This is a genomic window from Pseudochryseolinea flava, from assembly GCF_003286915.1.
GTDB lineage: Bacteria > Bacteroidota > Bacteroidia > Cytophagales > Cyclobacteriaceae > Ohtaekwangia > Ohtaekwangia flava.
This window is the reverse complement of the sequence record NZ_QMFY01000001.1, coordinates 51,199-63,586: the sequence shown is the minus strand read 5'-3', so window position 1 is coordinate 63,586 and position 12,388 is coordinate 51,199. Positions and strand designations below refer to the sequence as shown.

Below are 12,388 nucleotides of genomic sequence, written 5' to 3'. Positions count from 1 at the left end.
GATCGATAATGGTCCAAAAGAAAAGTTTGAAGATGGATCAGGTAGGTCACGGCAGCCACCCTCAGTACACCAGAGCACTCGATGATAAAATCACTCAGGTGATTAACGACGCGGGAGGCGATCTTGACGAGGCGTTTGAAAACGTTAGAGATTTGATTTCTCAGGTGAAGGGAACATTAACGGATGAAGCAATCATGGGTAGTAAAAATGTAAATGAAATTGTTGACTTTTAATTTATGAAATACTACCAAACTAAGATCAAAAGCAGCTTCCCCGAAGTCGACAAAATTCTAGGCTATGCCAATGGCGTGTTGGTGGAAAATCGTGAATTGTATTTTCCGAGAATCTCAAACAGTGAGGTGATTTACGATGCTCCTGTGTTCGACTATTTTTATTTGCAAACCTATGATCCGAAAGAAGATGCCGAGTGGCGACTGCAGGACGTACACGGATTTTCCGGCGAATATCCAGCTGTATCTGCATGGTATGTGTCTGACAGATTTAAGGAACTCATCACACGTCACAACATTGCAAAAGCATTCCATTTTTATGCAACCAAGCTGAAATTCAAAGATGAGAAACTTGCTTATTGGATGTTCCACTACGGAATCCTCGGGCATTCCTTCGATCCTAACACAATGATAGATTTTAATAGATCTATTTTCCTTTAAGACAAAAATCAACCTCTCGTTGTTTCGAATTTCGCAGAGTATAAAAAGGAACGAAAAAAAATAAAAGTTGGGATATCGAAGGATCTGATCACTCAGAGAATAGTGTTGAAAAATACGGTTGATTTTATTACGATGTTCGGTATAAACCAAAGCGGAGAATTAGTATCAGAAAAACTCAAGCTTTCCATTGAGTCAGCAAATATTGAAGGACTGGAATTCAAACCATTACCCTATGAGATTGTGATTGAGGAATAGCAGGCAGACGAAAATGTATTTTTTAAAACGATTTAAACAACAAACTATGAAACCAAAATTTCCTCTTAAACTAATACTCTCACAGTGATCGTAGCACTAACTACAGCTTGCAAAGATGATGACGACGATGGAAATAAACTCAACAATCAAGCGGAGTTCAATGGATCAAAAATTACGCTTACAGGATCACTGCCGATGTACGACTATTTCGGAAGAGCAGTAGGAGAAACAACTGTACACGATCAGGACATCACGTCCTACGGTGAAGGTCTTCAATATGATATTGAAACGAATCCGCCAACAGTATCAGGCGCTGGTGATCTCATCACGTTCAAAGCTGTTAGTAACGTGGCAACCGATGCGGTTGAAGGCGAAGCTGCAGTGTTCACCTTTCATGATGCCTCCGTTAGAATAGGTGTTAAACCTGGCACCAGCGATGGAACAGTTTATAAAATCACCAGCGGTGTTCTGAAATCTACCGTGGATAACGGCGCAAGCCTCGACTACTCGTTCGAAGGTACCACCGAAGACGGAAAGTCGATTAAATTCTCCTATACCGGATATGTTTAGGGATTTGAAAAAGAAAATTAACGTCGGATAATAGTCAGTGGAATTGGGGAAACGGTGTGGCTATTCCATCGAAAGAATACTGTGAAAAATTTTACAATCGCACGTTGGACATGATCAATCAGTTTAAACCTGATCTTCTATATTTCGATGACACAGCCTTGCCAGGAAAATTTTTCCTGGAGATTCTGGATACCAACAAAGCTTTCTTTGAAGCCAGTGAAGAATTGAAGAAACTTGCAACGGATTACAAAGTAACAATAGTGTTTAAACCCGAGTAGCAATGAGTCAAGCGTACGTCGATGCCATAACCCGCGCTTATGAAAAAATAAACTTCATCAGCCGTTTTGAGAACATACTGGTGCATACAGATTTTGCCAATCGTCTGCGCAAAACGGATAAGAAGCAAGTCATCAGCATCCTGAGTGAATTGGGATATACTTTCAAGGTTCGCACACCAGGGCCAGAATATGTCTCCGAAGAGGTCCATGGTGAATTCAAGTTTCGCTTTGTCCTCGATGTGAATGGTGGTATCGTGCTGGGGTATGTCTATGTTTTTCTGAACGATGAAAAAATTGAATTCCCTTATCCGAATCTGGTGTTTACTTATAAATACCTGTTAAACGATGTGGATAGACTAATGAACCCGTCCACGATTTTCGTCGATTACGTGGAGATGAAAATGATTGTGAAAGACCTGCTTGACATTTACTCGGACTTCAAGGTTGCTTTTTTAAAAGAAGCCCTTGATACAACGAATACATAAAAAAAGCTGCATACGAAAGCCAAATGTGAATCTTTCCCTAAGTGGGCTCTATAACTTTTACAAGAATGAAGATAAGCGTCAGCATATTAATGTTAACCTCAGTTTTCAAGAGGCTGCAGATAAACAGGGAGACATTATTAAGCCCGGCGCGGTTTCGCAGTTTTATAACATGAGTACAGTGTATGGATTGTTGTTTGTGCCGCAGGCCATTCATTTCACGGCTTCTGTCAATACAACATACAACCACGTCGGCGGTAAAACGTATTGGATTACGGGGCCAACGCTAGGGGTACGCGCAAAAGTTTTTAAGAAAACAATGTTAACAGGAATGTCTGCTTCATACAACGTTAGTTACAATGATGGTACCGCAGAAAACAAAGTATTAAACCTTAGAGGTAACGTTGGCTATATATTCATGAAGAAACATAACCTCACCTTAAACGCAGTATGGCAACGCCGGGAGCGCTTAGAAGTTCCCGTAACGACCGCAGTCACGACTACATTTGCGTATGCATATAGTTTCTGAGATAATCGTTGGGCGATGCCGACTGGCGCGACTTTCAAATTCGTGTTGAGGTAAGGTACTACCAAACATATCATAACCGAAGCTTCATGAAATATTCCATAAGCAATGCATGGGAAGCATTATCGTGTCGTGAACGATAAAGGTATTATGCTTAGGGTCCTCTTGTTGTGCCATCGAAAAAGGTGTATTCCTAATATTATTGGGACGTGATCAATTGACGTCCGATGGACTTAGCCAATCTCACCGAAAATTGTTTCATTCGGAAGTGCTATTTAATTTAGAAATAAATTACACAAGCAGTGCCTTTGCATAAGGAAGGACTGTAACGCTAAGATTACATAAAAATGAAAACCCTTACGGTCACCGCACTAGCATTAATACTTGGAGTATATTCAACGTTCGCTCAAGAGGACTTCAAGGTTCCGATCGGTGCGGGAAACGAACCCGTTGCAGCGGGGAAATTTGAACCTACTTGGCAATCGTTAGCACAATATGAAGTTCCTGAATGGTTCCGGAATGCCAAGTTCGGAATCTGGGCACACTGGGGACCACAATGTCAACCCGGGCAGGGCGACTGGTATGCGCGATTTATGTACAAAGAAGGTAGCAGTCAATATACGTGGCACCTTAAGAATTATGGGCATCCTTCTAAAGCCGGATTCAAAGAAGTAATCAACAGTTGGAAAGCTGATCGTTGGGATCCAGAGAAACTGGTTGCGTTATATAAAAGAGCCGGTGCTCAATATTTTTTTGCAATGGCCAATCATCACGATAATCTTGATCTGTGGAATAGTAAATATCAGGAATGGAACACGGTAAAAGTCGGACCACGTAAAGATATACTTGCAGCATGGGCAAAAGCGGCAAAGAATAACAATCTTATGTTTGGCTTGAGTGTTCATGCAGCGCATGCATGGTCTTGGCTCGAAACTTCTCAACAGTCAGATACTGTTGGGAACTACGCTGGCATTCCTTATGATGGCAAGCTCAATTCTGCTGATGGAAAAGGGACATGGTGGGAAGGATTGGATCCACAAGAACTATATGCACAGGATCACTCACTTAGTGCGGGCTACAGCGATATAAATAAAATCCATAGTCAGTGGAATTGGGGAAACGGTGTGGCTATTCCATCGAAAGAATACTGTGAAAAATTTTACAATCGCACGTTGGACATGATCAATCAGTTTAAACCTGATCTTCTATATTTCGATGACACAGCCTTGCCGCTTTACCCTGTAAGTGACGCCGGTTTAAAGATCGCCACACACTTTTATAACACGAACATTGCCAAGCACGATGGTAAACTTGAAGCTGTATTGTTTGGTAAAATTCTTACTGACGATCAAAAGCAATGTTTAGTATGGGATGTTGAACGTGGTGCTCCCGATCAAATTCAAGATATTCCATGGCAAACCTGTTCATGCATTGGTGACTGGCATTATAACAATTCGGTATATCAAAACAATCAGTATAAATCCGCTAAAGATGTTATACATCAACTTGTAGACGTGGTGAGCAAAAATGGTAATCTACTTTTGAATATTCCCGTACGCGGTGACGGAACTATCGATGAGAAGGAGGTTGCGGTTTTGCAAGGCATCACAGCTTGGATGGACATCAATAGGGAGAGCATATTCGATACCCGCCCATGGACAGTATTCGGTGAAGGTCCGGCCGCTGATGCTGCTAATCCTTTAAACGCTCAGGGATTCAATGAAGGACGGGTCAAGTTCTCTTCTCAAGATATACGCTTCAATAAAAAAGCGAACATCTTATATGCCACGATACTCGGTAAGCCCGATGAAAAAATAATCATCAGAAACCTCGGCACCGCTCGCGCAACGCGTAAGATCAAAAAAATACAATTGCTTGGCAGTAGAGAAAAAGTAAAGTGGAGCCAAAACAAAGATTCATTGGAAATCGAAATGCCCGCGACAGTGCCCAATGACATCGCTATCGTTTACAAAATCTATGAGTAAACTTTAAATTTGGCTAGTACACAACCACCCCTTGGGAAAAGATGGAACAACGCTGCCGAGATTTTATCATTCCTTGCGTGGCTAATCGGCCAACTAAATCTTTACGACACTTTCAATTTGTCGAGAGCGGTATTAGCGTAAAACCGACCAAGTGCCAGGAATGGTTTCGCAACTGCAGATCCAATTGACTACGGGACAGCAACTCGATTCTAGCCAAGTCGTCAAGCATATACCTTCACGATCTCGGAAGTCTATCATTACGCCGATGTAGCGAATCCACAAACCAGTCCGACCTCTTCTCCCTTTACTGTCAGTAATTGTCGGTATGCTAGCACTTATTGTTCTTCTGTCGGTCGCGTGATCTTGAAGATCATTTTTAATCTGCAGATAGTCAGTTTGTTAGTTGGATGTTACATGCTCATAAAATGGTGTAACACTGGCGTAAGCGTAATCAGCCTATCCTCCTCCATATTTACAGAAATCGTTTGCGCCCGTGGCGCTCCCTGACCTCCTATGATAAGAACTTTACTCGTCAGCTCCCTGACATTTGCCCTTTTATTTGGGGTAAACGCTCAACCATCCATTGCGCCTGAGCCGTCAGCCGAGGCGGCATCCTTTGCGCACTTCGATTTATTTTTTTACAACGGAGAAGACGATTTTTATGCCAGGCTACCGCTTACTTCCGCCGATCAGTTTTACAATCCAATCTTGCCGGGTTGGTACTCTGATCCAAGCATCTGCACAAATGGAAAAGACTATTTCCTGGTGACATCGACATTTGCTTATTTTCCAGGTGTACCGATTTTTCACAGTGAGGACTTAATAAACTGGAAACAAGTCGGACACGTTCTGACCCGCCCTTCTCAACTTAAGCTTACAAACCAGAAAGTGAGTGAAGGAATTTTTGCGCCGGCGATAAGCTACAATCCGCAGAACAAAACGTATTACATGATTACCACCAATATTGGCGGTGGAAACTTTTTCGTCAAGACGAAGGACCCATTTGGTGAATGGTCCGATCCAATCTGGCTACCTGAAGTACACGGTATTGATCCGTCGTTTTTCTTTGATGACAATGGACGTGCTTACATTGTTAATAACGATGCTCCTGAAGGTACTGTAGGATATGATGGCCATCGTGCGATTCGGATTCAGGAATTTGATGTATTAAAAGACAAGACCTTTGGGCCTCGGAAAATGCTTGTTAACGGAGGTGTTAATCTCGCTGATAAACCGGTATGGATCGAAGGGCCTCACATTTACAAGATTAAGGGCAAATATCTCCTGATGGCTGCTGAAGGTGGCACAGGCCCAGACCACCGCGAAGTGATTTTCAGCGGTGATTCTCCGATGGGAACATTTACACCGTGGAAGAGAAATCCGATCCTGACTCAGAAGCATCTTGATCCTAGTCGTCCAGACCCGATTACTTGCGCTGGTCATGCAGACTTGATTCAATCGAAGGATGGATCGTGGTGGTCTGTTTTCCTTGCATGCCGACCCATTGAAAATCGCTTCGAGAATCTCGGGCGGGAAACATTTCTGATGCCCGTCACATGGAGCGAAGACGGGTTCCCATATTTGACGAAAGACGATGAAGTTGTTCCGCGCATTCTAAAGATGAAGGGCGCAAACCGTCAAGCCAACACTACGTTTGGTAATTTTTCGAAGCGAGATGATTTTGATAAAGCTGTGCTCGGCATGGACTGGATGACATTGCGTGGCGCCGCTTCGAATTTGTATTCACTCAGTAAAAAGCCTGGCTATCTCTCCTTGCAATGCATCCCAGCAACGGCTGCGGAACGAAAAGAACTTGCTTATGTATCACGACGCCTTCAGCATCACAAATTCCGTGCATCAACGACAGTAGACTTTCAACCACAGGATGACAATGATGCTGCAGGAATGCTACTGTTGAAAGATGAAGGACATCACTACTTCCTCGCGATCCGCAAAAGTGGTAACGCCCGGAAAGTGACGTTAGAAAAAACAACTCCGCAGGGAACTGAAGTCACGCACACGATGACGCTGTCGCTATCGAAGGGTACGATTCAACTTAAAATAGAATCCGACGGCACCAGTTTCAACTTCTATGCCGCTGAAGAATCAGGCGATTGGAAAACGGTAGCGAAAGGTATAGATGCGCATTTTTTATCGACGGCGAATTCATTTGGATTTACCGGAACCAATGTGGGGCTATACGCAACGCGACATCCATAATAGTTCAAATGAAATTTTCTTACTACCAGATCAACCCTAACCAACGATCAATATGGCAACACGAAATACGCATACATAACACTATGAGCACGATAAAATTTTACCAAAAACTTAAAACCTAAAAGAGCATTTAGCATGAAAAAAAATCTACCAGAAACACTTCCTTTCATTGTACAGTGTCTGGCCATTGGCTTCTGCTTCCTTTGTTTTTTTTCAACAGACGGTTATGCTTTAAGTAAGCATAGCGCCATTGAGGTTGTAAACAACGACTCGTTCGTTGCGGGAGCACTTTTGCAGAGCAGGGTGGTTACAGGTACTGTGTTGGACAATGAAACCAACGAAGGAATACCGGGTGTGAGCGTTGTAATCAAGGGTACGAATACGGGGGCCATTACAGACGTTGCAGGCGCGTTTTCGCTCGAGGTTCCATCTAATGACGCCATCTTATTATTCAGCGCAATTGGCTATGCGTCTCAGGAGGTTCCCGTCGCACAGTTATCGGTTTTTAATATTCGGTTGATCACAGACATCAGCACACTGAATGAAATTGTTGTCGTAGGTTACGGCGAACAAAAAAAGGAAAGCATTGTAGGCGCGATTACGCAAACAAGTGGTACAGTATTGCAACGCACGGGTGGTGTTTCGAATGTTGGGGCGGCACTGACGGGAAATTTGCCAGGGGTTGTTACGATGTCGAGTAGTGGAATGCCAGGCGAAGAAGACCCAATGATATTAATTCGCGCAGCAAGTTCATGGAATAACAGACAGCCACTCATCCTGGTTGATGGTGTTGAACGGCCCATGCAAGGGATCGATATAAACGCTGTCGAGTCCATCTCAGTATTGAAAGATGCTTCCGCCACAGCAGTGTTTGGAGTGAAAGGTGCTAACGGTGTTATTCTGATTACCACCAAGCGTGGAAAAGAAGGCGCTGCAAAAATTGAGATCACGGGTAGTACGACATTAAAAGTTCCGTCAAAACTTCCGAACAAATTAGATTCATATGACGCACTGATGGCACGCAATATTGCCATCGAGCACGAACTTGGCGTGTCGCCGAGTTCATGGTCGTACATCAGGCCACAATCGTTTATCGATAAGTATCGTAATCCAGCAAGTCTTGAAGAGTCAGAACGCTATCCCAATATCGACTGGCAAGAAGAACTTTTCAGAGACTATGCGATGGCATACAACGCGAACTTGAGTGTGTCTGGCGGTACTAGCTTCGTGAAATACTTTACCTCGGCCGACTTTCAGCATGAGGGAGACCTTTTCAGAATGTGGGACAACGGCCGTAATTATGACGCCGGTTATGGGTATAATCGTCTTAACGTTCGAAGTAATCTTGACTTTCAATTAACGAAGACCACTGTATTCAAAATAAACCTTGCAGGTTCAAACGGTGTTCGGAAGAGTCCGTGGAATCAATCCAATTCTTCTGATTGGGCTGTCGCACAACAGTGGGCAGGTGCTTACAACATTGCGCCCGATGTATTCATGCCAAAATATTCGGATGGTTCCTGGGGATTTTATCCTGATATCTCCAACGTCAGTAATTCAGCGGCAAACCTGGCGCTAGGCGGCGCAATGACTACTACCAACACACGTATCAATACAGATTTTATTCTTCAGCAGGATTTAAACTTTGTCATGAAGGGATTGAATTTCAGAGGCTCGATATCGTGGGATAATGCTTTCATAGAATGGAACCGCGGTGTGAATGACCTTTTCAATAATGCTCAACAAAAATGGATTAATCCGCTAACGGGTAGTGTCACTTACAAGTACGATTATGATCAGAATAATCACTTCGACTTCATGCAAGGTGTATTATGGTCGACGTCGGGTGGCGAAGTGCGCAACAATGATACGCAGCGGAATCTGAACTATCAGCTTCAAACAAATTGGGCGAGGACTTTTGATAAACACAACGTTGCCGCGATGGCCATGTTTATGCGTCAACAGAGAGCAACCGGAAGTGAAATGCCGCGATACCGGGAGGACTGGGTTTTCCGTGGAACGTATGATTACAACGGCAAGTATTTCGCGGAGTACAATGGCGCGTACAACGGTTCAGAACAATTCAGCAAAGATTATCGATATGCATTCTTTAACTCTGGCGCAATCGGATGGATGATTTCTGAAGAATCTTTTATGAAAGATCTTTCGTTCCTGGATCTTCTTAAAGTGAGATCATCTTTCGGTGCAATTGGTGATGATAACATACGTGACCGCTGGCTGTACCTAACGCAATGGGCGTATGGCGGCACTACATCGCTTGATGTAACGCAGGGTACAAGTCCATATCCATGGTACAGGGAAGCCGCGATTGGAAACCCTGATGTCAGGTGGGAAACTGTAAAGAAGTTTAATATAGGAATAGACTACGCATTCTTTGATGGACTTTTTTCCGGAAGTGTAGATTTCTTTCGTGACAAGCGTACTGACATTCTTGTCAATGGTGTCGATCGCGCTGTTCCTTCTTACTTCGGTGGAACACCACCGACAGCAAATATCGGATCGGTGGAAGCGCAGGGTTTCGAAATTGTGCTGAATGCAGACAAAACGTTATCGAATGGAATTCGCTTGTGGGCAAGTCTCAATCTCACGCACGCAAAGAATAAAATTCTGAACAGAGATGATCCGGCGTTGTATCCTGACTACCGGAAGCAGGCAGGTTTCGCCATCAATCAACATCGTTCATTTATTGATGCTGGCTATGTGAATACATACGATGAGATTTACGGAAGTCCTCAACATAATACAAATGATATTCAGAAATTGCCTGGGAACTATTACATCATCGATTTTAATGGCGATGGTATTGTAGATGATTTCGACAGGGTAGCGTATGGGTACTCAGATGTTCCGCAGAACACTTACAGTGCAACCGTCGGTTTTGATTGGAAAGGTTTTAGTGTCTTCGCGCAGTTTTATGGCGTGAACAATGTTACGCGTGAAGTTCCGCTTACAAGTTTCGGTAGCGGCCTGAATACAGTCTATGATATGGGCACCTGGTGGTCGAGAGATCTCCCTAACGCTGATGTACCTGTGCCCCGCTGGATGTCAACACCAAGCTATTACAACGGTACACAATTTTTGTACGATGGCTCTTATGTTCGTTTGAAGAATGCTGAAATCGCTTACACGTTAAGTGCGAAACAGCTTAGCAAAGTTGGGTTTACAGCATTGCGCATATTCCTCAATGGAAACAATCTGTGGGTATGGTCGCGCATGCCTGACGACCGCGAATCCAATTTTGCTGGCGCAGGTTCCCAAGGCGCTTATCCGACAGTGAAGCGTTACAATTTAGGTCTCCGACTCACACTTTAATTGACGACAATGAAGAAGATTTATAAGACACTGCTATGGTGCGGCTTACTATTGGTAACCGCAGCAGGAATTTTTTCCTGCTCAGATTTTTTAGATAAAGAGGCCGACGCAATTGTAGCGGAAGGGGAGGCATTTAAGACCTTCACTAATTTCCAGGGTTACATCGAAGAAATTTATAACTGTATCCCCGATAAGGAAAAAAACTACTGGACAACGTCGTGGAACTGGGGTGATGATGAAGTATTCAACATCGAAGGAAACTGGCACATGACGAACCAGGTTGATCTTGGAAATTTTTGGGCTTGGCAAGCAGGAAGACTCAGTCAGCCTGGTATATGGCTCGACAAGCCGACTACTAGTCCGACATCAACCAATAAATTTGAACATGCTTTGTGGCCACACGCATGGTATAGTATCCGTAAGGTAAATCTTGGCCTTGCTAATATCGATAAGCTCATAGGAACGGAAGAGCAGAAGAATCTCATTGCAGGTCAACTGTATTTTTTCAGGGCGTGGTGGCATTTTGAAATGATGGAATATTTCGGAGGCCTACCTTACGTCGATCAAGTTTTTCCGGCAGACAAGGCGCCGATGTTACCACGGCTCAGCTATCAGGAATGCGCTAACAAAGCAGGTGAAGATTTTGCGCGGGCAGCCGAACTCTTGCCGATTGATTGGGATAAGACTACTGTTGGCACGAAAACCGCAGGAAAAAATCAGTTGCGCGCCAATAAAATCATGGCACTTGGCTACCTGGGAAAAAACTATTTGTGGGCCGCAAGTCCACTGATGAAGAATGGGGCATCACTCGGCGGAGGAAATACCTATAATTATGACGACACATTCAGTAGAAAAGCAGCAGAGGCCTTTGGTCAATTACTGGCCCTGGTGGAGAGTGGTCAAACGCAATACGCACTTGTACAATTTGACTACAAGAACATTTATGACCACGAAGAGGCTGATGGTGTTACGTCAAAGTTCAGCGATATATTTTATACCATGGGTCAGAACTGGCTCATGCCTGGATCAACCGAAGCAATTTTCCGTGGCCCTTCTACAGACGTCAACGGAAGTAACTGGAATACAACAAAAACATTCGGTCCAAAAGTAGAAGGCATTGTCGAACACGATAACATTATTCACCAACCCACAGCGAACTATGTAAAGTTCTATGGTATGGCGAATGGTTTGCCATTGAACGACCCAGCCTCAGGATTTGATCCGGCTTATCCTTTTAAAGACCGCGATCCGCGGTTTTACCACGATATCGTTTTTGATGGTTTTAAATATGTTAATGCATCGATGCCGGCAGATATGGAGTATCTGCGATATGCGGGCTTACACAGCAATGGCACCATGAGAGGCGCGACCAACGGCAGTCGCACAGGTTACTTTATTCAAAAGCTGGTGCCGCATACGGCGAATAAGTACGATGGTGCATACAACTGGAGCGGTAATCTTCACATCTACCTTCCTTACATGCGCCTCGCTGACATTTACCTGATGTATGCCGAAGCTTGCGCAGCTTTCGATGGCGCAGCTGGCAGAGCAACAAATTTTTCCAAAACCGCAGAAGATGCAATCAACACTATCCGCGATCGTGCAGGTGCTGGTCATGTGCACGCCTCCTATACTGGAAATCGTGAAAAGTTTCTGGATGAGGTACGTAGAGAACGTGCTGTAGAATTGTCTTTCGAAGGATATCGCTTCAATGATTTGCAACGGTGGCTGTTGCTTACGGAACCGCCTTACAATGTTAAGACATCACAGGAATTTGATCGACTTGAAAATGTCGACTTCTTCAAAGAGAACGATCCAAAAGACGCCCGTGTAGCAAACTTCAGGGAAGTACCGATTTTGACCCGGCAGTTTGGTACGCGTCACTATTGGTTCCCGCTCAAAGTTGCGGATGTTTCGATGTATCCGGAATTCGCACAGAATCCAGGATGGTAACGCTCTGACATAAATATTTTCAAGCAAGAAAATAGACATATGAATCACCTTACTGCTGAATATTATTCAACATGTTCACGATGATACATGTCTTATTAGACAAAAAAATATACCA

At 43.8% G+C, this 12,388-nt stretch carries 10 protein-coding genes; all 10 read left to right on the top strand.

The genetic code is table 11. From position 1 onward, the window contains the following. The first annotated feature begins 8 nt into the window (after nucleotides 1–8). Nucleotides 9–233, top strand: coding sequence for a hypothetical protein (locus DQQ10_RS00270; protein ID WP_133259492.1), 225 nt, complete (start codon nucleotides 9–11; stop codon nucleotides 231–233). A gap of 3 nt (nucleotides 234–236) precedes the next feature. Next, complete coding sequence (locus tag DQQ10_RS00265) at nucleotides 237–671, top strand: hypothetical protein (protein ID WP_112744803.1); 435 nt, start codon at nucleotides 237–239, stop codon at nucleotides 669–671. 339 nt (nucleotides 672–1,010) lie between these two features. Further along, the gene (locus DQQ10_RS00260; RefSeq protein ID WP_112744802.1) at nucleotides 1,011–1,496 is read left to right on the top strand and encodes a hypothetical protein; all 486 of its coding nucleotides are present in this window, start codon (nucleotides 1,011–1,013) and stop codon (nucleotides 1,494–1,496) included. Between the two features lie 110 nt (nucleotides 1,497–1,606). After that, complete coding sequence (locus DQQ10_RS28060) at nucleotides 1,607–1,774, top strand: hypothetical protein (protein ID WP_185147017.1); 168 nt, start codon at nucleotides 1,607–1,609, stop codon at nucleotides 1,772–1,774. A 2-nt stretch (nucleotides 1,775–1,776) separates the two neighbouring features. Further along, complete coding sequence (locus DQQ10_RS00250) at nucleotides 1,777–2,259, top strand: hypothetical protein (RefSeq protein ID WP_112744800.1); 483 nt, start codon at nucleotides 1,777–1,779, stop codon at nucleotides 2,257–2,259. A 25-nt stretch (nucleotides 2,260–2,284) separates the two neighbouring features. Continuing rightward, entirely contained in the window at nucleotides 2,285–2,785 is a 501-nt protein-coding gene (locus tag DQQ10_RS00245) for a hypothetical protein (RefSeq protein WP_133259491.1), read from the top strand. Nucleotides 2,786–3,129: 344 nt separating this feature from the next. Beyond that, nucleotides 3,130–4,767 (top strand): alpha-L-fucosidase, encoded by a 1,638-nt coding sequence (locus tag DQQ10_RS00240; protein WP_112744798.1) that lies wholly within the window; start codon nucleotides 3,130–3,132, stop codon nucleotides 4,765–4,767. A gap of 513 nt (nucleotides 4,768–5,280) precedes the next feature. Further along, nucleotides 5,281–6,987, top strand: coding sequence for a glycoside hydrolase family 43 protein (locus DQQ10_RS00235; RefSeq protein WP_112744797.1), 1,707 nt, complete (start codon nucleotides 5,281–5,283; stop codon nucleotides 6,985–6,987). Between the two features lie 135 nt (nucleotides 6,988–7,122). Then, complete coding sequence (locus tag DQQ10_RS00230) at nucleotides 7,123–10,320, top strand: SusC/RagA family TonB-linked outer membrane protein (RefSeq protein ID WP_112744796.1); 3,198 nt, start codon at nucleotides 7,123–7,125, stop codon at nucleotides 10,318–10,320. Nucleotides 10,321–10,329: 9 nt separating this feature from the next. Continuing rightward, nucleotides 10,330–12,273 (top strand): RagB/SusD family nutrient uptake outer membrane protein, encoded by a 1,944-nt coding sequence (locus tag DQQ10_RS00225; protein WP_112744795.1) that lies wholly within the window; start codon nucleotides 10,330–10,332, stop codon nucleotides 12,271–12,273. Nucleotides 12,274–12,388: the final 115 nt, after the last annotated feature.

Bases quoted from the DNA above. Each gene is read 5' to 3' on its own strand.
- DQQ10_RS00270 (WP_133259492.1), top strand. From the start codon at position 9: ATGGTCCAAAAGAAAAGTTTGAAGATGGATCAGGTAGGTCACGGCAGC.
- DQQ10_RS00265 (WP_112744803.1), top strand. From the start codon at position 237: ATGAAATACTACCAAACTAAGATCAAAAGCAGCTTCCCCGAAGTCGAC.
- DQQ10_RS28060 (WP_185147017.1), top strand. From the start codon at position 1,607: ATGATCAATCAGTTTAAACCTGATCTTCTATATTTCGATGACACAGCC.
- DQQ10_RS00250 (WP_112744800.1), top strand. From the start codon at position 1,777: ATGAGTCAAGCGTACGTCGATGCCATAACCCGCGCTTATGAAAAAATA.
- DQQ10_RS00240 (WP_112744798.1), top strand. From the start codon at position 3,130: ATGAAAACCCTTACGGTCACCGCACTAGCATTAATACTTGGAGTATAT.
- DQQ10_RS00235 (WP_112744797.1), top strand. From the start codon at position 5,281: ATGATAAGAACTTTACTCGTCAGCTCCCTGACATTTGCCCTTTTATTT.
- DQQ10_RS00230 (WP_112744796.1), top strand. From the start codon at position 7,123: ATGAAAAAAAATCTACCAGAAACACTTCCTTTCATTGTACAGTGTCTG.
- DQQ10_RS00225 (WP_112744795.1), top strand. From the start codon at position 10,330: ATGAAGAAGATTTATAAGACACTGCTATGGTGCGGCTTACTATTGGTA.